This is a genomic window from Psychrobacter urativorans (assembly GCF_904846675.1).
Classification (GTDB): domain Bacteria; phylum Pseudomonadota; class Gammaproteobacteria; order Pseudomonadales; family Moraxellaceae; genus Psychrobacter; species Psychrobacter urativorans_B.
The window spans coordinates 111,398-134,504 of sequence record NZ_CAJHBT010000005.1; the positions used below are offsets into that span (position 1 = coordinate 111,398).

Consider the following 23,107-nt stretch of genomic DNA (forward strand, 5'->3'; position numbering starts at 1 on the left):
TTTAAAATGTTTTATCGAGGGTTATTATGAAAAAGCTAGTTGGATTGTGTCTGTTTGCATTAATGAGTATATCAGCAAAAGCAAATAATGAGCTGCCAAGCTATGCAACTACAGAACCAGCTAAGCATGGTGAATATCTCAAGTCGCTTGAATACTCTTTTTCTAAACTAGAAAGCACTACAAAAGACGATGTTCTAATCTGTTTAGCTGATGTCATCGAGAATAATGATAAGCAGATTATCAAGCTAGACACACAGAAAGTTATAGTTGCTATTGGTAGTATTAGGGGTAAAGGTAATTTTATTGGAGTTGTTCCAGTAATAAGATATAACCTAAAGGTTTCACTTAACGACAATAATATAGGTATGTCTTTATACAATATTAAACAAGCAATGGATGATGAGTTTGGGAATAAACCAGAAACTAGTTACTCAAAAATTGGTACATGGAAAAATAGTGGAATATATAAGATCCTCCCAGTGATTGAGAAAATACCGAATGAAGTTAACGCATGTTTAAATCAGTAATTACAGATAATAACAATATTATTTATAGCCCAATTTAGCTTAGATAACGATCTGATAGATAGGAAGTAATAGAAATTTAATGTTGGTATATTGGTTGGTATAAGAGCTTTCGTTAATAATTATTTGTATTTTAATCAATAGCTTATGTAGGTAGTTTAGTTTCCGCCATCTCCACCAAATACTTTGAAAAGGGTCAATCACTTAGGTGGTTGGCCTTTTTTAATGTCTAGATTTTAATATAATTGGAGATAATACAAATAATTTAGAAAAGGAGTTTTAGTTATGGAATGAATAAATAAGCTTAGTCAAAGTTTGGATGTAGAAGAAGTTTGGCAAGAGTTTGTTGGACTTCGACAGGGCAAGTTTTTATCTAATGAGTTTGGTACATCTGTGAACTTTGCTAATGCTGACTTCTGGTTTGATAAATATCAAGTAATTATTGAGTTGAGAAAGATACAGGCAGCGTCTTTGGATAAAAAGAAAGATGATACGCACATTAAAGAAAATAACCTATCATTCAGCGATGTTTTTGAAGGTAAGTTTTCTAACAATTTTTGGCAAGACTATACTAGGTTGGTTAGACTACCAATATCTAGAATGCTAAAAAAAGCAAACCAGCAGATAAAAAAATGGCTAAAATGTCCTGAATCTAGAGGAGTAGTGGTGTTAGTCAATGACGGGATTACATCATTCTCTATAAGAGTAGTATCTAGCTTGATAGCCAATATCTTAGCTAATAATTATTCTTCAATTGATGGTTTTATTCTGGTCACAATGAATTCATATATTGTTATTGAGGATTCTAATGTATAATCCATCCTAAATAAAAGAGATATAACCCATATCATGGAATAGTTTCTTTAAATTAATCTCCATCCAGCCTTGGCGTAGAAACTTAGCTTTTGCCCACTTTTTCTCAATAGGATTTAGATCGGGGGCTGTAGGGTGGTAAAAACAACAGACGATGCCCGTGCCTATTAAGAAGCTTTTGAACCCTCGAGCACAGCTCTCGTCTTGCACTTGGGCAAAGCAGTGCTTTGCTTTATCCTCGCTCATATGAAGGCTTGTATTGTCCATCACAATCACGCATTTAATTTTAAGGCTTGGGATGAAGGTATATTTGCACCAGTCATAGAATATGTCACCATTAATATTTTTCTCAAAGGTATCAAGCGCGAATAACACTTTTTCGTACAAGGCTCCAATAACGTTGGTTCGTTTTTTACCTTGCCAGTTATAGCTATCAATACAAGGTGTGCCAATCGGTGCATAGGCATACGGTCTGATGGTTTCAGTCTCAAAGCCACTCTAATCCATGTATACAATAGCAAAGCCTTGAGCAATGTAGTCGCTAAGTTTGTTTAGATAGTTAGCTCTCTTTATCTTGCAGGCTTTGGGGTGTTCCAGCGTCTTTTTTTTTGCTAATGCGCAAGCGCTTTAAGGCATTTTGAATGCCTGTCGTGCTACAGTTTAATCGTCGAGCTCGCTCATACTGATAATCATCAGGATATTCTTTAACATCATTAAGTAAAACGTCATCCATTATTTTATGAGGCTTATTCTGTCTCTTTACTTTACTATGGACACGTCTCTTCCAGTTTTATATGGTGGTTGGGCTGAGCTCATAGAACTCAACCGCTTGAGCATAGGTCATACCAACGTTTAAGCTTTTGAGTACTTGTTTGCGAAAATCTAGTGAATAGGTCATGGTTATTTGTGAGGATAATGGGTGAGTTTATTTGGTTTATAACATTTTTAAAAGAATTTGACCATACTAATAATATGTCTCTAATATAACTTAATAAATAGAGATTTAAATCTTCCACCCACAAAAAAGCCAGCAACTAAGTTACTGGCTTTTTTTTATGCTTAAATCAGGTACTCTATAGATTACTCTTCAGAATAATCTTCTTCGCTGTCAGCTTCTTCTACTTGATTTTCGTCATCACCATCTTCAGATAGGATAGTCACTAAGATGCTGGCGATAACGTCATGATGTAGCTGAATATCAACATTATATTCGCCAACTTGACGTAAAGCGCCTTCTGGAAGCTTAATTTCAGCACGATCAACTTCTAAGCCAGAACTGGTTAATGCTTCGGCGATATCGCGTGTACCGATAGAACCGAATAGTTTACCTTCGTCGCCTGATTTAGCACGCATGATGACATTAACGTCAGTTAAGGCATCAGCACGTTCTTGAGCGGCGTTAAGCTCGGTTGCTTCCTCGGCTTCAAGTTCAGCACGACGTGCTTCGAACTTTTCAATGTTAGCTGCAGTAGCAGGTAACGCTTTGCCATGAGGGATAAGAAAGTTACGTCCGTAACCTGGTTTCACATCGACAGTTTCACCGAGTTTACCAAGGTTGACGATACGCTGTAACAAAATAATTTGCATGAGTCACTCCTAGTTAACTGTCGAATTACTGATGGTTGTCAGTATACGGAAGTAGCGCAAGATAGCGAGCCTGCTTGATAGCAGTAGCTAATTGACGCTGATATTTAGTAGAGGTACCTGTAATACGGCTAGGTACGATTTTACCATTATCACTGATATACTGTTTTAGCAATTCAACATCTTTATAATCGATGTGAGTGATGCCTTCAGCAGTGAAACGGCAGAATTTGCGACGGCGATAGAAACGTGCCATGAGTATTCTCCTTTAATTAGTCTTCACTGTTGTTGTTGTCGTCATTATTGTTGTTGTCATTACGACTGTCTGGACGACGGTTAGTAGTAGTCGCTTTGCGTGCGCGTTTTTCATCGGCATTCTTAGCTAACTGCGACTCTTCAGTGATTGCGTCGTCACGGCGCATGACTAGGCTACGAATGATCGCATCGTTATAACGGAATAATTCTTCAAGCTCAGCTAAAGTCTCACCGTCAGTTTCAATATTGAAAAGAACGTAATGAGCTTTATGAATCTTATTGATAGGGTAAGCCAACTGACGACGGCCCCAGTCTTCTAGACGGTGGATGATGCCATTGTTGTCTTGAACTAACTTAATGTAGCGTTCAACCATGCCGACCACTTGGTCGCTCTGGTCTGGGTGTACAATTAACACCATTTCGTAATGTCGCATAATGGACTCCTTACGGATTAGTAGCTATTAACCCTATGTTAATAGCAAGGAGATTTATAAGATAAGCTCAATCGCTAAAAAACAACAGATAAGCTTAGTTTATAAAGCGCTATATTATAACAGTAAACGTGCATTAACACAAAGGCTTATAAGCGCACGACGCTGAATAAAAAAGCATAACTAGAATAACAGCAACGTTTAAACGCTGATTTTATTGCTATGATTATTATTTTATAATTATTTTGGTTGCTTAACCAATTGATTCTTGTCCGCTTTTACCACTAAAGTTTTTGCCAGTTTGTCATGCAAACCAATATTTTCGGGACTTTTGGAGGCCGTATAATAATGCATAGCAATTACGACAAAACCTAGAAAACTGGTAAACGAGAACAGTAAGTTATAAATAATAAATAGCAGTAAGGTACGCATTAAAATAAGTTTGGTAAATGATGGCAGACGATGGGTGGTTTGATCCACGACGCGAATACCAGTAAGTAGCTTACCGAGCGACTGTCCACGCAGCATGATAAACAATAGCTGCAAGGCAAATAACCCAAATATCATCACTTGTGACATCATCAGGATCGAGCTTGGAATACTTTCCATCAGCGTCATAGAATATTGATAAGCAGCATCCATATCTTGAATGTTTTGAAACTTAGTATAGTCTATATCCATTTTAGTCAGTGCCATTACTAGCGGAATGATCGCTAGTAGATATAGCAAAGCATTGACAGCGGTGGCCAATATTCGCGACATGATAGGCGCAAGTACCACATCACCGACAACCTTGTCTTTAGCAGAAGCAAGTTTAGCCTTGCTAGACTTGTTCAATGACACGTTATTATGCGGCGTCTGCTGACGATTGGCGGTCATATCAGCTTTAGACTTTTTAGTGTCAGCAGCTGGGCGCTCAGGCTTACCATAGAGTCTATCAATAGAAACCTTGTCGCTATCTTGATCGCTCTCAGCATCTTCAGGAAACACAGTGACGTTGTTAATAATTGAATCATTAACAGTATTATTAGGCGCAGTATTATTTACCGGACGATAGGCGTATTGATTGCCTGTCAAATTCCCGATACGCTGCCACTGATCTAAACCGTCATGCCACACTAAATCATCAAGCGTTACTTCGCCAGATGCCAACATAATATTGAGCTGATCTAAATTATAAGGACCTGCTTGTACGTTATTTCGAGCAAGAAAAATCTGCATAGTTGCCTGCATGGTTAGTCATATCTTAAGTCACTATATTCTAAGTTACTTCAGCTTAAGTAACTTAGAATATAGTGACTTCCTTTTAATATATTAGGGTCTGTTCGTAAAAATTAAACAGACCCTAATAATAAATTTCCTTATAGCAGTGTTTTACTAAGGTATCTTACAACAGCGGCTTACCTTGCTTCTTCACCCGCTAGGAAGAACCAAGTATCGAGCACGGAGTCAGGATTAAGTGATACTGAGCTAATACCTTGTTCCATCAACCAGTAAGCAAGATCTGGATGGTCGGATGGACCTTGACCACAGATACCGATGTATTTGTCTGCTTTACGGCAGGCATCAATCGCCATAGATAATAGCTTTTTAACTGCAGGATCGCGCTCATCGAATAGATGAGAGATGATACCTGAGTCACGGTCAAGACCGAGGGTTAACTGGGTTAAGTCATTAGAGCCAATTGAGAAGCCATCGAAGTGTTCTAGGAACTCTTCTGCGAGTAAGCAGTTAGTGGGCAGCTCACACATCATGATGACGCGTAGACCATTTTCGCCACGTTTTAGACCATTTTTCTCAAGCAGTTCAATGACTTGTTTGGCTTCGCCAACGGTACGGACGAATGGAATCATAATCTCGACGTTGGTCAAGCCCATCTCGTCACGAACACGCTTCAGGGCTTTACATTCAAGCTCAAAGCAGTCGCGGAAGTTATCAGAAACGTAGCGGCTAGCACCACGGAAGCCCAACATTGGATTCTCTTCTGATGGCTCGTATAACTTACCACCCAGCAAGTTGGCATATTCGTTAGATTTAAAATCTGACATACGCACGATAACTGGCTGATCTATAAAGGCAACGGCTAAAGTTGAGATGCCTTCAACCAATTTATCAACATAGAAATCAACAGGTGAAGCATAGCCAGCAATGCGCTCATTAATCGCTTGTGCCACTTCACGTGGTAAGCTATTCATATTGAGTAGTGCTTTTGGATGCACACCAATCATACGGTTGATGATAAATTCAAGGCGTGCAAGACCAATACCTTCGTTGGGCATTTGGGTAAATGAGAATGCACGATCGGGGTTGCCGACGTTCATCATAATTTTGAATGCCAAATCTGGCATAGACTCGATAGAGTTGGTTTGTACTTCAAAATCAATCTGACTCTCATAAATAAAGCCAGTATCCCCTTCGGCACAAGAAGCGGTGACGTCTTGACCGTCGACCAATAGCTCAGTGGCATTACCACAACCAACGATAGCTGGTACGCCAAGTTCACGAGCGATAATTGCTGCGTGACAAGTACGGCCGCCACGGTTAGTGATAATGGCTGACGCACGCTTCATAACGGGTTCCCAATCTGGATCCGTCATGTCTGAAACTAACACATCGCCGTCTTGTACTTTGTCCATCTCGTTTACGTTATCAACGATACGTACTTTACCAGAACCGATACGTTGACCGATTGAGCGACCTTCGCACAATACTTTAGCACCGGTCGTGTTGATAACATAACGTTCCATGACATTACTGTCTTGACGGCTCTTAACCGTCTCTGGACGAGCTTGAACGATAAAGAGTTCACCGCTATCGCCGTCTTTTGCCCATTCGATATCCATCGCTCGGCCATAATGCTTTTCAATGGTCATGGCTTGTTTGGCAAGTTCAACCAGTTCTTCAGTAGATAGTGAAAACTGCATACGGTCTTGTTTTTCAACATCAACGATACTGACAGACTTAGTGGTGCTGCCTTCATTGCCATAGATCATTTTCTTATGCTTGCTACCTAGGTTACGACGAATGACCGAAGGTTTGCCATTAGCAAGTAACTTTTTAGACAAGTAGAACTCATCTGGGTTAACCGCGCCTTGTACGACCATCTCGCCTAAGCCGTAGCTTGACGTGATAAATACCACTTGATCAAAACCACTTTCAGTATCTAGGGTGAACATGACACCGGCAGCGCCCGTCTCTGCACGTACCATACGCTGAACTGCAGCAGATAGAGCAACACCTTCGTGTTCAAAGCCTTTATGGACACGGTAAGAGATGGCACGGTCATTATATAAGGATGCAAACACTTCTTTAATGGCGATAAGAACGTTATCAATACCGCGAATGTTCAAGAAGGTTTCTTGTTGACCGGCAGATGAAGCGTCTGGCAAATCTTCATTAGTTGCAGAAGAACGTACGGCAACTGCGATATCTTTGCCATCACTCATTTCTTCGAAGGATTGACGCACTTCTTGTTCTAAATCTTTTGGCAATTCTTGTTCAATGATCCAGTTACGGATTTTTTTACCCGTAGTGGTCAGTTTATTAACATCATCAACATCTAAGTCTTTAAGCTCATTATTGATTTTATCAAGTAAGCCTGTTTCAGTCAAAAAACGATTAAATGCATTTGAAGTAGTGGCAAAGCCGCCTGGGACACTCACACCCAAATCAGATAGGTGACTGATCATCTCGCCAAGCGAGGCATTCTTACCACCGACCATGTTAATGTCGTCTTTTCCTAGCTGATCAAGGTTGATTACAAGTGCTGAAGATTGAACTGCCATGATAACTCCAAAAAATAAGGTTATTTAGTAAGGATTATAACGCCAAATTATACCGCTATATTAGGACAATTTCGAGGGGTTAAGTCAAAAAAACTATGAAAAAGTTACAAATCATAGAATTTAGTGATAATTAGCTGGCAAATATTTAGATAAGGCTGACAACTACCCGAATAATTGAGGGTAATATTTTCTTATTTGGCCGAATAGATTTAAGAGTGAGTCGGTAAGACTTTATTCTAAAAAGCTATATAAAAAAGATGGTTGAGAAGTGATTTTAAAGAGACTATTTAAAACTTAAAAAGTTACTTAAAAAAAGAAACCACTTAAAAAATAGTAGCCTGGTTAAAATATTCTCATAATTTCGGTTTCTATGTATAACATATAAGTGTGCCTTTATATAAGCCATCTCTACTTTTCATACAGACCATCTTTGCTTTAACAGATCATCTAATGATGTATACATTAATGTGGCAAAATAGAAAGGCGCGCCGGCCCAGTTGCTACCCAGTTATGCTAACATTGATTTCTATTAAGCATTTATTATGAGTATAATGTAGGATAGAATCTATCAAGCACGCCTGTCAAACGAGCGTGATCATGTGTCGGCTATCTGCTGTCTTCATATTACGAGTCACTCAAAGGCTACTATCGAGGTTTTTAAGTTATGTACTCAAGCAATCCATCCGAACAGGATAAGCCCACTATTCAAAACCGTCATGCCTTAAGTTTAGATAATTCGCAAACGATAAGAAGTGCTTTTTTTATCTCCGATGGTACAGCGATTACCGCTGAGACCTTGGGCCGCTCTATCTTAAGTCAGTTTGCTTCAGTACCATTTGAGACTCGTGTTTTACCTTACGTTGACACCTTAGAGCGTGCCAATGATACCGTTGAGCAAATCAATATGGCGTATCAACGTGATGGACTGTTGCCTTTGGTTTTCGACACCATTGTTAGCCCTGAAATTCGCGAAAAAATCAACTCAGCGCACAGCTGTAATTTGGATATGTATGAAGGCTTGATTGGTCGCATTGCTGAAGAGACGGGCATTGAGCCTGATGGACACTCAGGGCATGCGCATGACAATGTCGATTCTGAGACTTATAAAGAACGTATCGATGCGGTGCATTTTGCGCTAGATAATGATGATGGTGCGCGTACACGGCATTATAATATGGCGGATATTATTTTGATTGGGGTCTCACGCTCAGGTAAAACCCCAACTTCGCTATATTTAGCCTTACAATTTGGTATCCGTGCTGCCAACTATCCGTTGACTGAAGAAGATTTATTCGACAATCAATTACCAAAAGCATTGCGTGAGCATAAAGACAAACTGTTCGGATTGATTATTGATACCGATCGTTTGGTAAAAATTCGTCAAGAACGCCGTGCGGGTAGTCGATATTCAAGCTATCAGCAGTGTCAGCAAGAGCAGCGTGCGATACAAGGCATTTATACCTCTCAAGGTATTCCAAGTCTTGATGTCTCTGAGATGTCGGTTGAAGAGATTGCCACCCGTATCTTGCAGATGACGGGTCTGAAACGTCGTATTGGTTAAGGTTGTAGGCCGCTTGACAACCAATGAGTATTGCAAAAGGGCATATCACAACGTAAGGTGGGCAGCTCTAAGACACATATGCCGCGATTACACACGAAGCTATTATAAATCTAAACCTAGCTATTACAAATATTGTGGTTATAAAGACCATTATGAATAGTTGCATGAACCAGTAAAGGTTCAGCAAACTTGAAACTATATTATTTAATTATTACATATTAGTTCGCTAATAAATGAAAAAGAAAAGAGGGTACAATGGGAAATAAACGCAAAAATGATACTACCAACGATATCGGTAAAGATGTTCATACCGAGGTTTCAAATAAAAATAATGGTAGCGCACCTGTGACTGATCTTGAGCAGACTAAAAGTGCGGATAAACAAGAAAAAATTGAGCAAACGCATGAACAAATAGCCGACGATATCATACATCACCCTGATTTAGTCAATCCACTAGATGATACCCGCATCGATGTTAAGTCTGGCTTCAACAAAGACTCACAGCGCATAAAAAATGATAAACACGAGTTTGAATATGATGCCGTCGTATTAGGGGCAGGCCCTGCTGGTGAAGCGGCCGCGATGAAGTTTGCCAAAGCTGGTAAAAGAGTAGTGGTCATCGATCCACGTGAGGAAGTCGGCGGTAACTCTACCCACGTTGGGACGATTCCGAGTAAGGCGCTGCGCCAATCAGTATTTAACTTGATTAACTTTCGCCGCGATCCGCTATTCGCCAAAACGATGGACTATCAACAAGTCCCGCTTAATAAAGTATTGGCGAATGCCCGCCAAGTGATTCGTCGTCAAGTCAGTACCCATACCCGTTTTTATAAGCGTAACCAAATTGAGGTTATTCATGGTTGGGCAAGCTTCGTTGACACGCATACCTTACGGATTGAGATTGAAGAGAACGTCTTTGAAACTATTACCTTTAATAAAGCCATTATTACCGTGGGTAGCCGTCCATATCGCCCTGAGATGTTAGACTTTGATCATCCACGGGTCTTTGACTCTGACAAAATCCTACAAATGGATTATGTGGTCAAAAAAATCATTATTTATGGAGCGGGCGTGGTTGGCTGTGAATATGCTTCTATCTTTACTGGTCTCGGCTATAAGGTTGACTTGATCAATAATACAGACCAACTGCTCAGCTATCTCGATAGCGAGATTAGTGACGCCATCGCCCATGACTTTAGACAATTTGGGGTACTTATTCGCAGTAATGAAGAAATCGACCACTTAGAGACTCATGATGATTATGTGATTTTGTATCTGAAAAGTGGTAAGAAAATCAAGTCAGATGCGATTCTTTGGTCAAATGGTCGCTCAGGTAATACCGAAGGCTTAAACCTAGAAGCCGTTGGTTTAACAGCCAATAGCCGTGGACAGCTAAAAGTAGACGATACCTATCGTACGGAAGTTGACAATATCTATGCCGCTGGTGATGTGATTGGTTGGCCATCGCTTGCTTCGGCGGCCTATGACCAAGGGCGCTGTGCTGCAGCCTTCATGGTTGGTGACAGTGATGCAGAACCTGTCTCTAGCGTACCAACGGGTATTTATACTATCCCTGAAATATCAAGTATTGGTAAAACCGAGCAGGAGCTAACTGATGAGCAGGCTCCTTATGAAGTGGGGCAAGCGTTCTTTAAAGACCTTGCACGCGCCCAAATCATCGGCGAGCGTACGGGCGTCTTAAAAATATTATTCCACCGTGAGACTTTAGAAATCTTAGGTATCCACTGTTACGGCAACCATGCCTCAGAGATTATTCATATAGGTCAGGCGGTCATGAAATGTAACAATACCCTTGAGTACTTTGTGAATACGACCTTTAACTATCCAACGATGGCAGAAGCCTATCGGGTAGCTGCACTGAACGGTCTAAACCGCGTATTTTAAGTTCTTTCAAGTTTGCTTTAAAAGTTACTAAAATAAAAAGTGATTCAATAAAAAAGCGTCTGCAATTTTAGCAGGCGCTTTTTTTTGGCTAATTTTTTCTTCAGTGATGGTTACTAAAATCTATAAACCACGTTTTAGCTATAAAATTGTTTTGTTCTCAATTGTAATATTACTCGCTTGCGTGCGCCAACGGAACAACATCAGTAGCACAAAGTAAAACAACCATAAGCTGGCAAGGGCATAAAATCCAGTAACAACTTGCGCGACGCTTGCTCCCATTTGATTAAGCTGCACTGAGGTATTGATAGCAGGGGTAGTAGGCACGAGCCAGCGTACCAGTTGTAGTACCTCTGGTAATTGGCTTGCCGGCCATGGATAGCCACTGATAAAAAATACAGGCAGTGAGCTAAAAATTAAAATTTGCATACTGCGCTCACGTTGACGAAACCATAATCCAAGTACGCAACCAAGAGTCGCCACCGTCGGACAAAACAACAGTAAAAATAGTAAACTGCCCAGTAAGTTCTCTCCGCGTGGATAATGATGCAGCTCAAACGCCCAGCCGTAATAGAAGCAACCCATAATAAAGCTGATTAAGCTCAGCGCCATAATACGTCCAAGCCAACCGCGTACGCTGGTCGCATGGCGGCGTTGCTCATACCAAGTGCCTATAAGCATGGCGGTCGCCATTAATAAGGTCTGTTGTAAAATAAGAATAGACACTGCTGGCACCACGTAAGCACCGTAGCCCTCAGTTTGATTGTATAAAGGAATGATTTTTAGAGGGACGGCTTGCGTATTGTTGGCAGCCGTCGGTAGATAAGCCCCCTGTGCGACATTCTTTTCAACCTCGATACCTGCAGATACGGTGCTAACTGCCTGCAAAAATCCCATTTGGACATTTTTATTCAAAATAAAGTAGCCACCGTTACCGAGGACAATGACATTGGCGGCTTTACCTGAGAGTACTTGTCGCTCAAGGCCACTGGGAATAATCATATAGCCAGCGATTTCATCTGACCACATAGCTTCTTTAGCGCTTTCTTCATCAATAAAGTGCTGCGTGTCCAGTTGCGGACTGGCGCTAGCATAGCGGATAATAGTGCGCGATAGATTGCTATTGTCGTTATCAATAATGCCTACAGGTACATGATTGACCACTTCGGTTGAATACGGCCAAGGATAGAAAAAGCCATAAATAATGGGCGCGATAATAAGCATTAACAGCACGCCTTTATCTACAAAAATGTCTTTTAGGGTTTGTGAAAAGCTACCCAAAAAATTCTGTGAGGCTGGTGTGTATTCTGGTGGCTGGTTTTCTAGTAGTTTAGCTTCTGACAGCTTGTTTTTTGATGATGGCGACATTAGCGTGCTCCCCAACGTTCAGGATGCGCCAAAGCGCGTTTGGTCAACAGAGCTGTCAGCATCATAGCAATGGCAGTCGCTAGGACTAAGCCATAAATGATAGGCAGTGATATGGCGACTGGTGCTTGCATCTGTAATTGTGCGATATGCAGCTTGAGATAATGAGTTAAAGGTAGAGTGTCCGACCAATGTTTAGCGCTGTCACTGATAGCGATATAAGGAAAAGTTACCCCAGCAAAAGCATAAGAAGGTGCGGATATAAACCCAGTTGCTGATAAACCACTACGTAGTGAGAACGAGCCCAAAGTAAAAATAGCACCCAGCCAAAATGACAGTATCATCAACATCACTAGTCCAAGATAGGTGGCTAATATAGAGGCGCTCGCAATCTCTTGCTGACCAATGGCCAGCCATAACGCTAATGCTGACCATAGACTATATGCGAGCGTTGGCCAAAAATATTTACCTGCTAGACCCGATAGCAATACTAAAATACTGACTTGTCTCGGTGCGATTAATTGATTTTCTAACTTGTATTCTAGCTTTTCATTTATTGATAAAGTTAAATCAGGACTATTACTATTAGGACTGGCGCTATCAATAAAACCATACCAACGACCAAGTTGCTTATCACGTAGCTCACGGCCGATGGTAGTGGCACCAATCACCATCGCTAAAATATGGAGCAAGGCAGGTATAACAGTTGAGGCCAAAAACTGCTGATAATTGGTTGCCGCGTTAAATAGGCTAACACGCTGAATGCCAATAGGTGAGTAAGCGATAGCAGCCTGCGAGGGTGCCATACCTTGTTTGACTAAGCGCTGCATCTCAACGCCAGCCGATAACGTACCAGCAACTGATTGCACGCTTTTTTGGATAATACCAGAATGGGTACCGTATTGGGCATTGACTTGCAGTACTAATGGCGATGGCTTACCGGATAAAATGTTGCGCGAAAAATCTTGAGGAATAATAACCACGGCATAAATATCGCGTTGCAAGATAGCGTCTTTTGCTGCTGTCGGCGAGTAATAAAGCTGCTTGACCGTAATATCAGGACTGGCTTCTAGATAGCGCACCAGCGTATTGGCAACAGGGCCATTGTCTTGATCAATCACCCCGATAGGCAAATCGGTAATTTGGGTTTGCGAAAATATCCACCAAATCAGCAATACCGTCGCCAGTGGTATCCATACCACCATCGCCAAATCCCACGGATTTTTGCTTAAAAAACGGCGCTCATAGGCGGCACTACGCACAAAGGCTTGAATCAGACGCATGGTTTACTCTGGAGTCTGATTGTTGGTTAGAGCTTGAGACGCTTGTGGATTGATGCGCACGATGACACTCATGCCTGAACGAATACGCGAGTCTGGAGAAGTTGGACGCGCCTTAACTTCAAAGGTGCGCACATCGAAGCCGTCATCATTATTGGTCGGCCGCCACGTGGCAAAGTCAGACAAGGTCGAGGTAGCATAGACAGTGAACTGTTTAGAATAAGGGTATTCAGTTGTCGATAGAGCAGGAATAGTACCGGTAAACTGATTACCAATGGCGAACTGATTTAGATAGGTTTCGGTGACATTTAATACTACCCATTGGTTGTTAGTATCGACTAAAGTCAATAAGGGCACGCCTTGGCCAATAACCTCGCCAGCACTGACAATCACATTGTCTACAATACCCGCAATCGGACTTTTCAGATTGGCTTCTGTTTTGGCGACTAAGGCTTCTTCTAACTGAGCAGCGACTTGTGCGACTTGTGCGGTGGCGGCTGATTTATCCTCAGTGCGCGTGCCTTCCATCGCTATCTCATATTGCAAGCGTGCCGCTTTGGTTTGGTCTTGAGTGGCTAAAGATTGTGCGAATGCCTCATCGCGCTTTTGCCGCGCCATTAAGCCTTCTTCATAAAGGCGATTGATACGCTCATAAGTATTGGCTGCCAAATCAGAGGCCGCTTTATTGGCTTGCCATGCCGCTTTTGCTTGGGCAATCTCTTGCGGGCGTGCGCCATTCTCTGCTTTATCTAATTGGCTCTGCGCCATTTGCTTACCAGCACGTGCCTGATTAATCTTAGCGTTAATTTCAGGGGAATCCATCTCAATAAGCTGCTGACCTGCTGTCACGTTATCGCCTTCAGTGACTAAAATTTTGGCAATACGCCCCGGCACTTTTGCAGCGATGGAGGTCTGCTGCATTTGCATTTGCCCTTGCAAGGTAATAATTTCTGGCTCGCTGTGCTGGTTACTTTTGAATAACCCATAAGCGATGATGCCAAGCACGATAATAACTACTAGCGCAATGATAATTTTCTTGATACTTCCTGACTTATCATTTTTTGATTTGCCAATTTTTTCACGATGATAGGCAAGCATGGCCTGTGGTTGCTCAAGGTTGTTAGCACTATTAGCCATTCCATTATCAGTCACATCTTCATTATGCGGCGTGTCGGGCTTGCTTAAGTCGTCAGATTTATGGTGGGGGTCATGCATGACAATGAGATTCCTAAAGCAGTAAGGTCAATAATAATCAGAATAAAGGGTGCATTTTTAACATTTATCAGCGCTATTCAGTATAAATTTATGCTCTTTATTAGCCGCTATTGTTTAAAGGCAGCTGCTAGCTATTCTTTATACAAGGTCGGTAGCTGAATATCAGCGGCGTTGAGATAAGCATTGAATGCCAGTGGAGTACCGCAACTTTGCATTAATGTGGCAAGTCCTTGCACGTAATTATTTGCGGCCTGCGCTTGTTCCGTACGCGCTTTGAGTGCTTGCGTTTGTGCTTGTACCACATCAACGGTGGTATTAACGCCTTCTTGCAGACCCAAACGACGCAGGCGTAATACCTCAGCGGACAAGTCAACATTGCTTTGCAGAGCTTGATAACGGGATTGAGCATTATTGACATCGTGCCAGTTTTTCTCGACCAGTAGCAATAGATTATCGCTAAGTTCAATCTCTGATAAATCAGCTTGGCGAATTTTGGCAGTGCTGGAAGCTAGTGCTGCTGTTTTATCGAGTCCGCCCCATAGCTTCCAGCTGGCTGATACCCCAGCAACCCAGCTGGGTTTTTCTTCAACTTGCCCGTAACCATATAACATCACGGTTGGCTTATAACCGGTATCCGATAAAGAATGCAGCTGCTGAGCTTGCGCACGTTTGGCAGCGACTTTTTGTAAGCCGGGGTGATGGTTCAGCGCCAAGTCTTGAAAGTAGCTGACATCAGGTAGCGGCCGGCTAGAGACAAATAATGGGGTGGTGGGCTTGATGCGATAATCGGTACGCAGCAGACGTTGCAGCGCAATCATAGCGAGGCGCGCGTCATTATTGGCGTTTACGGCTTCACTATTCGCATCGGCAAGGGCCGACTGCGCCTCTAGGCGGTCAACACGTGAGATAAAGCCTTCTTCAAACAGTCGCTTTGCCATGTGGTCAGTTTGTTGCAAGGTATCGTAGGCATCTTCACGTAAGTAGGCTGCAATAATTGCCAACTGTGCTTTAAAGTAACGCTCAATTAAGGTGTTATACAGCTCATTTTTATCCAATACACTATCTGCCAGTGCCTCTTGCGTACGGGCATCTGATAATCCAGTCAAAGCGGTAGTACGCCCTGCAGTATACACTGGCCACGCCACACCGACACCTGCCCCAGTACGCGTGCCTGAACGTTTAAGATTATAAGAGTCAGGAATACGCTCACCGATCAATTCACCAAAATTAGGTAGATTGGGGGTAGGTGGAATGATATCACCAACATTAGCGCCTATATCGGAACCGGCGTTATTAACACCGTTGATGACACCATTTTTGAGGGTCGATAAGTCAATATCTGCTTGTAAGGTATAAGCATTAGCGGATACCTGCGCAAATACAAAAGGATTGTCTATCGTTTTAAGGGCGTCCGTTTGATAATTGCTGGCAGCGATAGCCGCTTGATTGGCGGCAAGTTTAGGCGAGACTTGTAATAAGATATTTTGTGCTTGTTCAAGGCTCAAAAAACTAGAAACTTCTAACGGATAGCTATTATCTACTCGTTTATGGGTAATAGGATCGGTTAGAGTGTTGAGGTTAAGGACATTGTTTCGCTTAACCTCTTTTTGTTTAATGATGCGGTCATCAGCATTTATAGCTGTGTTGTTACTGTTGTTGCCATTAAAGTTATCAGTAAAGTTAACGTTATTATCAATAATCTTGTTGGTTGCAACAGGTGTCAGGGTATTTAAACGCTTATCGCTGCTCTGTGCCTCATTCTCAATATTTGCAAGCGTATGACTGGATAGGCCCATCAACATGACCGCAATCATGGCAGTAGGCAAAGACGACAAAGCAAATTTCATAAGTTAAGCACGCCATTAGGAAAAGAAGGTGATACTGATAACAAGGCGTACACTGTAGAGCCACAATCATGACGGGTCAATGCTCATTAATGGCTTATTGTATGTTGAATAAAGTAGTCAGTTATGTTAGAGATTTAGTATTAGAGTATGGTTTGGCATCTTTATCCTAAAATCATACAAAAGTTTCCATCGTTAAAAACCAACGTTTTGGTACAGTAGGCCTTATAACCATAATCTAATGATAGTGTATGCTATAAAAATAAGCAGTCATAAAAAAGGAATCGGTAATGGCAGGATATATTTTAGCCTTGGATCAAGGAACCACATCGAGTCGGGCGATTTTATACGATGATCATGCCCGTCCGATTAACATGGTGCAAAAGCCCACCACGCTACAAACGCCAAAGGCCGGTTACGTCGAACAAGATGCCCGTCAAATTTGGCAGACGCAAATCAGTTGTGCCCACGATGTCATTAACCAAGCGGGACTGCTGGCAACCGATATTACTAGTATCGCCATTACCAATCAGCGTGAATCGATTGTTATTTGGGATAAACAAACGGGGAAGCCACTAGCACCAGCGATTATTTGGCAGGATCGGCGTACCGCAAGCTATTGTGAAAAGCTAGCGAGTGAAAATAGCAATAACAGTGATAGTAAGAATAATAGCAATATGTCGGATGAAGTGCAGCGTATTACCGGACTGCGCCTCGATCCTTATTTTAGTGCCAGTAAAATTGCTTGGTTATTGGAAAATGACCCTAAGATTAAGGCGTGGATTAACAGTAATCAAAGTGGTCAGATAGCGGTTGGTACTATTGACAGTTGGCTTATTTATCAGCTGACAGGCGGCGCTCATGTCATTGATATTACGAACGCTTCACGAACCTTGTTATACGATATTCATAAACTGGCATGGTCGGATGAGCTGTGCGCGCGCTTTGACATTCCAAAGGCAATATTGCCAAAGGTACTGCCCTCTGATGGAGATTTTGGTAAGACTAAAAAAGGACTGTTCGCCAAGCAAATACCCATTCACGCCGTATTAGGTGATCAGCAAGCGGCGCTCTTTGGGCAAGGTTGCCTTGAACCTGGTATGGCCAAAAATACTTATGGAACCGGCTGTTTTATGCTGATGAATATCGGCACGACTCCTAAGCTTAGTGAGCATCAGCTCCTAACGACCATCGCTTGGCAACGGACAACGCTAGCCAGTCGTGCAGATAATTTATCCATTGGTCACATGATGCAATCCGGTAAGCGTATGCTGCAAGCAACTAATTCTAGAGCAGGACGGGACGTGACTTACGCGCTAGAGGGCAGTGTCTTTATGGCGGGTGCAATCGTGCAGTGGCTGCGTGATAATTTGGGCATGATTAAGCAAAGCTGTGATATCGAAGCATTGGCCCAGCAAGTGGGCAGTAGCGAGGAGGTGGTTTTGTTACCTGCTTTTACGGGTCTTGGTGCGCCGTATTGGCGCTCAGATATTAATGCCAGCATCAGTGGTATGAGTCGCGGCACAACCAAAGCACATATTGCTCGTGCGGCACTTGAAGCGATTGCTTATCAAACTTATGACGTGCTAATTGCCATGCAAAAAGACAGTCCGCACCCGCTGACTGAGCTACGGGTTGATGGGGGCGCGGCCAATAATGACTTATTGATGCAATTTCAGGCAGACTTGCTTGGCGTGCCCGTATTGCGCCCAAAAGATACTGAAATTACGGCTAAAGGCACTGCCTTATTAGCGGGTATTAAGAGTGGCTTATATGATGAAACAACGATGAAAGCATCATGGCAGGTCGATCGTATCTTCGAGCCGAATATGGCGACTGAAACACGTGAACAGCATCTTAATAAATGGCAACAAGCGATTAAAAGAGCATTAATGGATATATAAACCACTGAGTTATTCGATAAATGAAATAGAAAGATCTGTGGTTTTTGCTTAAATAATAAATACTTGACTGATAGGTTTGCCAATTATTGTGTTAAAGGTTACTCAAAAACTTATGCCGACGTACAAAATCGTTGTAAAGCTACACGCTGTAACGTAAGGTCATCGCGATTTGGACACAGTTTACATATCAGACCTACCTGTTATTGCACTTAATTTCCTATACTTTAGATGAGTTCAATAAAACTGTTAATTCTTAGCAAGAAATGAGATTTTAGCAGAAAATAGAATTGACATATAAAAAATAATTTAAGGACGATATTATGAATAACAATAACAGTAAGTTAAATGATAAAGGCCGCATTTCAGGCGCTAACAACCGTGTAATAGACGAAAATGATCGTGTGATCACCGGTGACAATCTTGTAGCAGGTGATAAAGAACGTATTATGGATGATAATGATCGTAGGTTAGCTGATAACGATCGAATGACGAATGACGGCATAACAAACAATAATATGACGAACGATAGGATGACGAATGACCGCGATAACATTGACCGTGATGCTGTAAAACACTTATCAAAAGAGTCGAAAAAGGATCTGAATGCTGATGTCATTACTGGGGAGCCGGGCTCACATCCAGTAGGCACAGGAGTTGGTGGTGTCGGCGGTGCGGCAGCAGGTGCAGCTATTGGCACTATGGCGGGCCCACTTGGTACATTGATTGGCGGCGCAATTGGCGCAATCGTTGGTGGCGGCGCTGGCCATGCGGCAGCAGAGGCGATCGATCCAACGCGTGAAGACGCTTATTGGCGTGCAGAGTATGCCAATGCTGACTATTATAAAGAAGGCTATGACTATGACCGTGACTTACATCCAGCCTATGCCGTAGGTTATGCGAATCGTGCTCGCTATCCAGCTGATGCTCGTTTTGAAGATCACGAAGCTGACTTAGAGCGTTCATGGAATGAAGTTAAAGGCGAGTCACGTATGGAATGGAATGAGGCACGCCCAGCATCTCGTGATGCTTGGAACCGTGTAAGCTAAGGAATTTTTACATCCCTTAGCTTTATAAGTTCATAAGTCCGTTGAAATATTAAGGTATAAGTGAACATTAACTATGTCATGTTAAAGCTTCCAGACAATATTCTGGGAGCTTTTTCTATTTATAAAACCTAGTTTTTGTAGAATGAAAGAATATATTGATACATATAATTATTTGATATCTCATGACACAGTAAGTATGAAAGTGACGATAAACTCAAGGTTTAAAAACTAATATTCAAGACGTTGGTTATTTAAAAATTTATTTAACCCGATTCATAAAAAGCAGATAAAAATAGGTGTTGTATGACTAACCAAACCCGAAGCAAGGATCATAAGCAATTTTATATTGCCACTGCAAACCTGCTCAACTTTGCCAATCCCAATCGTATTTATTACGAGAATGCTCCCGCTTACGATAATGAAACTTATGATAAGAAAGTTCAAGGTATAACAGAGTTATTGGCTAAGGCTCATGCTGACATCATTGCAGTGCAAGAGGTATGGGACAGTCAGGCGCTAGAGGCGGTCGCGGTATCGTTAGGCTTTAAACCAGAACATGTTGTTATTCCGCTAGCGAGTAATGATCCGAATAGCTCATATACTCAAGGGCACGGCGCACAAAAGACGCCTGCTGTGGGTATTATCAGCCGTTTTGAGCAGTTAGAAACTAGCTTACTAGAAGAGGTTGCCGAAAAGGCTGTCATAGATATTCCTGACATTGGGCCGTATCGCCGCTTCAATCGTCCACCACTGCTACTACGCGTGAATGCCTTTGGACAACCGATAACGATTATCACCGCCCATCTTAAAAGTAAGCGTGCTTTTTTCTTACGCGATAGCGACGGTAACTTGTTAGAGGATATGGACGATCCTAATATTCGTGTTCGTGCTAAGTTGCGCAGCTTATGTATGCGTGCGGCAGAAGCGGCGTCCATTCGTATGTCTATTATTCAGCGTTTACAACATACTCGTGAGCCGCTAATATTATTAGGTGATATGAATGATGTTACAGGTAGCGTGACTACTCAGTTGATGACCGAGACGGGGGAGGTAAATTATGATAAAAGTATGCGTGATGTCGCACTATTCGATGCAGCACGAATTCAAGCTCGTTATGGTTGGATGAAAGATGTGGCGTATACCCATATCTATCAAGGTATGCCCGAGGTTATAGACCAACTGTTTGTCTCAGAAGAGTTTTTACCTGATAGCAAATTTGCGCTTGGGCAAGTTGAGCGGGTGGATTATTTCAATGACCATCTGAAGTGGGATTATGCAGATAGAGTCACTGACCATGGTATTATACGGGCGAAAATAAAGCTTTTTGATTAAGTAATTGATAACGCTAATCGTTACATTATGATTCTAACCCATATGCGCCCTTGAATGAATATGCACAAGTGTTTATTATGCATATTCATTGAGCTTGGTAGTGGTTACATTGACCAAAAATTTACCAGTAGCACGCCAGTTTGGTGCAAATACTATTCAATGAAAAAGATATCCATATAAATGGGGCGTAACATCAAGAGGTTTACAATGAGTGACACTAAAGACGACAAAATTGAAGACGTACTAGTAGATTCGGAGCTAGCCAGAAAGCTTGTGCCTAATAAATTTAAGTTTACCAGTCAGCAGGGCCGTGTACGCCGTCAGAAATTATTGATGGGTGCTAAAAAGCTGAGCGAAACCCACTCTATCAATGATATTACTTTAGCCGCTGTTTGCGAAGAAGCGGGTATTCCGCGAGCTTCTGCTTATCACTTTTTTCCTAACATTGAAGCGATATTCTTAGCGTTACGTTTTTTAAATGCTATTGATATCTTAGAGATATTAGCAACGGTCGAGACGGCCAATTATGACAAATGGCAAGGTTATTTGACGGCTCTGATTGAGCGTGGTGTGAAAATTTTTCATAATGATCAGACTAAGGCTAAGTTGATATATAGCGCCAATACTCCAGATTTTGAAGGCGATAGCTTCGGTGAAGATATTGACCATCAAATCGTACAGTTGGTATATAAGCGCTTATCAGAGTGCTATGAGATGCCAAAGCTCGGAAATATTGAGGACATCTTATTAGTCACCTACAGCATTATTAATGGTGTATTTACTTTATCTTATCGTCATCACGAAAGTATCACTGATAACTATCTGCAAGAAGCGATCACTGCTTCTATTTCTTATCTGCGCTGCTATTTACCAGAGAAGCTACCACGTAAAAGTCGCTAAAATGTTCGTCAAGCAATGTAATCAGAAAGCCGGTGTAAAGCCGGCCTTTTTGTGTCAAATGTTTAGAAGTAATAAGCTGATGGCATCATAAAGCTAGTTTAATAAACGAGGCGATGGGTTGCAGTCGGTATAGGAATAATGGTTGTTTGCGCTATAGCAAGGCTGCGGTCAGTTTCTGTATGTAAGGTTTGAGTATTCGTCGGCAGCACTTGACCACGACAACTATCATCGCCCTTATCTAGGGGTGCGTATAGCTTAAAATAACGGTTTATAAGCTCTTCAAGTGCCACGTTCGTTGTTGAGTCATGTCTATTCACATAAGCCTCGCGTGCTTGTTCCAGCCAGCGATCCGCCATGCGAAAATGGGTTCCCGATTGCCGCCAACCGTGCTCACATTGGTCAGCAGCAGCCCAAATGAGTGCCACCTCACTAAATGCCACTTCACGTGGTGCTACGCTTATACCATCACTGGCCTTTAGAGCATTCAGCGTCGCCCAAAGGTCGGGGCGCATTAATGCGGATGTGGTTGGAATATCGGTAGTGATACTCATCTGCTCAGCAGTATTGTTTTGTAGCGCTTGTAAAATAGCAGTGCCGGTTTGTAAGGCTTGGCTACCAGCAGGAGTTTTGCTCTTGACGCTGTCTTCATGATAGGCGTAGTTTAACCAGGCCTGTGCCTTGTAAGCAAGATATTGCTGGCGCGCTGATTTATCATTTTGCTGATATATGTGTAGCTGTGTGAGCATACAATCCATGCTACGACGTTGTGCGCTTTGGTGTTTTTGATGCTTGGGCTTGGTAGTTTGCGCTGTCGCATCCCTACTAATGTCACTATCACAGTAAGCCGCAGGATTAATAGAATGCTCAGCCCAGCCATAGCCAGCTTTACTGTTATTGATGTTGGTTTTTGGACTGATATTAATGCTGTTGTTGGCTGCTTGTGTTACTGGTGCAGCCGTTACTAATAACAACGCTGATAATAGAGCGCTGCTCGGTAGTCGGTGATTGGCTCCTTTGAGCGCTAAAATGGTACGGTTAAACATAGCACAAACCTTGTTTTACAGTGAACCGGTTATTAACTTTCATGAATAAATAATACTTATGATAACGTTCATTATAAGCCACCTCCATTTTTAAGACGATAGCCATGATGATATGTACTCAACGCCAACAGCTACAGTTTCGTCTTATAATTATAAGGCCGTCCTAGCTGTGAGGCGTTTATTTTTACTAGGGTTGTTACGCTTAAACAAATCCTCATCAAATTTAATGTGCAGTCTAAAGTAAGCGCCTTGCTGGGTGCTGTCATCATAAGCTAAAGTCAATAGGTAATCACCGCGTACTTTACCTTTTAGGAACATAGCGG

At 42.1% G+C, this 23,107-nt stretch carries 21 protein-coding genes; 8 read left to right on the forward strand and 13 right to left on the reverse strand.

Annotated features, from left to right (window positions below):
* Positions 1 to 26 precede the first annotated feature (26 nt).
* Both JMY06_RS04345 and JMY06_RS04350 read left to right on the forward strand, forming a co-directional pair.
* The gene (locus JMY06_RS04345; RefSeq protein ID WP_201616476.1) at positions 27 to 527 is read left to right on the forward strand and encodes a hypothetical protein; all 501 of its coding nucleotides are present in this window, start codon (positions 27 to 29) and stop codon (positions 525 to 527) included.
* 312 nt (positions 528 to 839) lie between these two features.
* Positions 840 to 1,340 carry a hypothetical protein gene (locus JMY06_RS04350; protein WP_201616478.1) on the forward strand — a complete coding sequence of 167 codons (501 nt, stop codon included), beginning with the start codon at positions 840 to 842 and terminating at the stop codon, positions 1,338 to 1,340.
* A 6-nt stretch (positions 1,341 to 1,346) separates the two neighbouring features.
* Here the strand turns inward: JMY06_RS04350 and JMY06_RS04355 are convergent, their stop codons facing one another.
* From JMY06_RS04355 to ppsA, 7 genes are all read right to left on the reverse strand, one after another.
* Complete coding sequence (locus JMY06_RS04355) at positions 1,347 to 1,814, reverse strand: transposase (RefSeq protein WP_201616537.1); 468 nt, start codon at positions 1,812 to 1,814, stop codon at positions 1,347 to 1,349.
* 82 nt (positions 1,815 to 1,896) lie between these two features.
* Complete coding sequence (locus JMY06_RS11960; RefSeq protein ID WP_320157844.1) at positions 1,897 to 2,070, reverse strand: IS630 transposase-related protein; 174 nt, start codon at positions 2,068 to 2,070, stop codon at positions 1,897 to 1,899.
* Positions 2,071 to 2,417: 347 nt separating this feature from the next.
* Positions 2,418 to 2,924, reverse strand: a complete 507-nt coding sequence (gene rplI / locus JMY06_RS04365; protein ID WP_201616480.1) for a 50S ribosomal protein L9 — start codon at positions 2,922 to 2,924, stop codon at positions 2,418 to 2,420.
* 25 nt (positions 2,925 to 2,949) lie between these two features.
* Entirely contained in the window at positions 2,950 to 3,177 is a 228-nt protein-coding gene (gene rpsR, locus JMY06_RS04370; protein WP_068404827.1) for a 30S ribosomal protein S18, read from the reverse strand.
* A 16-nt stretch (positions 3,178 to 3,193) separates the two neighbouring features.
* Complete coding sequence (gene rpsF, locus JMY06_RS04375; protein ID WP_201528155.1) at positions 3,194 to 3,610, reverse strand: 30S ribosomal protein S6; 417 nt, start codon at positions 3,608 to 3,610, stop codon at positions 3,194 to 3,196.
* Positions 3,611 to 3,847: 237 nt separating this feature from the next.
* Positions 3,848 to 4,840, reverse strand: a complete 993-nt coding sequence (locus JMY06_RS04380; protein WP_201616482.1) for an RDD family protein — start codon at positions 4,838 to 4,840, stop codon at positions 3,848 to 3,850.
* A gap of 167 nt (positions 4,841 to 5,007) precedes the next feature.
* Positions 5,008 to 7,392 (reverse strand): phosphoenolpyruvate synthase, encoded by a 2,385-nt coding sequence (gene ppsA / locus JMY06_RS04385; protein WP_201616484.1) that lies wholly within the window; start codon positions 7,390 to 7,392, stop codon positions 5,008 to 5,010.
* Positions 7,393 to 8,056: 664 nt separating this feature from the next.
* Between ppsA and JMY06_RS04390 the strand changes: the two genes are divergently transcribed.
* Together JMY06_RS04390 and sthA are read left to right on the forward strand one after the other, a co-directional pair.
* Positions 8,057 to 8,953 (forward strand): pyruvate, water dikinase regulatory protein, encoded by an 897-nt coding sequence (locus JMY06_RS04390; protein ID WP_201616486.1) that lies wholly within the window; start codon positions 8,057 to 8,059, stop codon positions 8,951 to 8,953.
* 255 nt (positions 8,954 to 9,208) lie between these two features.
* Complete coding sequence (sthA, locus tag JMY06_RS04395) at positions 9,209 to 10,858, forward strand: Si-specific NAD(P)(+) transhydrogenase (RefSeq protein WP_227672160.1); 1,650 nt, start codon at positions 9,209 to 9,211, stop codon at positions 10,856 to 10,858.
* Positions 10,859 to 10,996: 138 nt separating this feature from the next.
* Here the strand turns inward: sthA and JMY06_RS04400 are convergent, their stop codons facing one another.
* The 4 genes from JMY06_RS04400 to JMY06_RS04415 form a co-directional block, all read right to left on the reverse strand.
* A complete protein-coding gene (locus tag JMY06_RS04400; RefSeq protein WP_201616488.1) occupies positions 10,997 to 12,223 on the reverse strand; it encodes an ABC transporter permease in 1,227 nt (408 codons plus the stop codon).
* Positions 12,223 to 13,503, reverse strand: coding sequence for an ABC transporter permease (locus JMY06_RS04405; RefSeq protein ID WP_201616490.1), 1,281 nt, complete (start codon positions 13,501 to 13,503; stop codon positions 12,223 to 12,225). Before JMY06_RS04405 ends, JMY06_RS04400 begins: the two co-directional genes overlap by 1 nt.
* Before the next feature lie 3 nt (positions 13,504 to 13,506).
* A complete protein-coding gene (locus JMY06_RS04410; protein WP_265087867.1) occupies positions 13,507 to 14,715 on the reverse strand; it encodes an HlyD family secretion protein in 1,209 nt (402 codons plus the stop codon).
* A 131-nt stretch (positions 14,716 to 14,846) separates the two neighbouring features.
* A complete protein-coding gene (locus JMY06_RS04415; RefSeq protein WP_201616492.1) occupies positions 14,847 to 16,562 on the reverse strand; it encodes a TolC family protein in 1,716 nt (571 codons plus the stop codon).
* 287 nt (positions 16,563 to 16,849) lie between these two features.
* On the opposite strand from JMY06_RS04415, the gene glpK reads away from it, so the two are divergent.
* The 4 genes from glpK (at position 16,850) to JMY06_RS04435 (ending at position 21,741) form a co-directional block, all read left to right on the forward strand.
* Positions 16,850 to 18,463, forward strand: coding sequence for a glycerol kinase GlpK (glpK, locus tag JMY06_RS04420; RefSeq protein ID WP_201616494.1), 1,614 nt, complete (start codon positions 16,850 to 16,852; stop codon positions 18,461 to 18,463).
* A 530-nt stretch (positions 18,464 to 18,993) separates the two neighbouring features.
* Positions 18,994 to 19,509, forward strand: coding sequence for a hypothetical protein (locus JMY06_RS04425; RefSeq protein ID WP_201616542.1), 516 nt, complete (start codon positions 18,994 to 18,996; stop codon positions 19,507 to 19,509).
* Positions 19,510 to 19,812: 303 nt separating this feature from the next.
* Positions 19,813 to 20,841, forward strand: coding sequence for an endonuclease/exonuclease/phosphatase family protein (locus JMY06_RS04430; protein WP_201616496.1), 1,029 nt, complete (start codon positions 19,813 to 19,815; stop codon positions 20,839 to 20,841).
* A 207-nt stretch (positions 20,842 to 21,048) separates the two neighbouring features.
* On the forward strand, positions 21,049 to 21,741 hold the full coding sequence (locus JMY06_RS04435) for a TetR/AcrR family transcriptional regulator (protein ID WP_201528172.1): 693 nt from the start codon (positions 21,049 to 21,051) through the stop codon (positions 21,739 to 21,741).
* 98 nt (positions 21,742 to 21,839) lie between these two features.
* On the opposite strand, the gene JMY06_RS04440 is transcribed toward JMY06_RS04435, so the two are convergent.
* On the reverse strand, positions 21,840 to 22,784 hold the full coding sequence (locus JMY06_RS04440; RefSeq protein WP_201528174.1) for a hypothetical protein: 945 nt from the start codon (positions 22,782 to 22,784) through the stop codon (positions 21,840 to 21,842).
* A gap of 150 nt (positions 22,785 to 22,934) precedes the next feature.
* Positions 22,935 to 23,102, reverse strand: coding sequence for a hypothetical protein (locus JMY06_RS04445; RefSeq protein WP_201528266.1), 168 nt, complete (start codon positions 23,100 to 23,102; stop codon positions 22,935 to 22,937).
* Positions 23,103 to 23,107: the final 5 nt, after the last annotated feature.

What these genes read in the sequence shown, in the direction of transcription:
- ppsA (WP_201616484.1), bottom strand. Translation starts at nt 7,392, where the DNA reads ATGGCAGTTCAATCTTCAGCACTTGTAATCAACCTTGATCAGCTAGGA.
- JMY06_RS04400 (WP_201616488.1), bottom strand. Translation starts at nt 12,223, where the DNA reads ATGTCGCCATCATCAAAAAACAAGCTGTCAGAAGCTAAACTACTAGAA.
- rpsR (WP_068404827.1), bottom strand. Translation starts at nt 3,177, where the DNA reads ATGGCACGTTTCTATCGCCGTCGCAAATTCTGCCGTTTCACTGCTGAA.
- rplI (WP_201616480.1), bottom strand. Translation starts at nt 2,924, where the DNA reads ATGCAAATTATTTTGTTACAGCGTATCGTCAACCTTGGTAAACTCGGT.
- sthA (WP_227672160.1), top strand. Translation starts at nt 9,209, where the DNA reads ATGGGAAATAAACGCAAAAATGATACTACCAACGATATCGGTAAAGAT.
- JMY06_RS04410 (WP_265087867.1), bottom strand. Translation starts at nt 14,715, where the DNA reads ATGCATGACCCCCACCATAAATCTGACGACTTAAGCAAGCCCGACACG.
- JMY06_RS04435 (WP_201528172.1), top strand. Translation starts at nt 21,049, where the DNA reads ATGAGTGACACTAAAGACGACAAAATTGAAGACGTACTAGTAGATTCG.
- JMY06_RS04430 (WP_201616496.1), top strand. Translation starts at nt 19,813, where the DNA reads ATGACTAACCAAACCCGAAGCAAGGATCATAAGCAATTTTATATTGCC.
- JMY06_RS04415 (WP_201616492.1), bottom strand. Translation starts at nt 16,562, where the DNA reads ATGAAATTTGCTTTGTCGTCTTTGCCTACTGCCATGATTGCGGTCATG.
- glpK (WP_201616494.1), top strand. Translation starts at nt 16,850, where the DNA reads ATGGCAGGATATATTTTAGCCTTGGATCAAGGAACCACATCGAGTCGG.
- JMY06_RS04445 (WP_201528266.1), bottom strand. Translation starts at nt 23,102, where the DNA reads ATGTTCCTAAAAGGTAAAGTACGCGGTGATTACCTATTGACTTTAGCT.
- JMY06_RS04345 (WP_201616476.1), top strand. Translation starts at nt 27, where the DNA reads ATGAAAAAGCTAGTTGGATTGTGTCTGTTTGCATTAATGAGTATATCA.
- JMY06_RS04425 (WP_201616542.1), top strand. Translation starts at nt 18,994, where the DNA reads ATGACGAATGACCGCGATAACATTGACCGTGATGCTGTAAAACACTTA.
- JMY06_RS04440 (WP_201528174.1), bottom strand. Translation starts at nt 22,784, where the DNA reads ATGTTTAACCGTACCATTTTAGCGCTCAAAGGAGCCAATCACCGACTA.
- JMY06_RS04405 (WP_201616490.1), bottom strand. Translation starts at nt 13,503, where the DNA reads ATGCGTCTGATTCAAGCCTTTGTGCGTAGTGCCGCCTATGAGCGCCGT.
- JMY06_RS04390 (WP_201616486.1), top strand. Translation starts at nt 8,057, where the DNA reads ATGTACTCAAGCAATCCATCCGAACAGGATAAGCCCACTATTCAAAAC.
- rpsF (WP_201528155.1), bottom strand. Translation starts at nt 3,610, where the DNA reads ATGCGACATTACGAAATGGTGTTAATTGTACACCCAGACCAGAGCGAC.
- JMY06_RS04380 (WP_201616482.1), bottom strand. Translation starts at nt 4,840, where the DNA reads ATGCAGGCAACTATGCAGATTTTTCTTGCTCGAAATAACGTACAAGCA.
- JMY06_RS11960 (WP_320157844.1), bottom strand. Translation starts at nt 2,070, where the DNA reads ATGGATGACGTTTTACTTAATGATGTTAAAGAATATCCTGATGATTAT.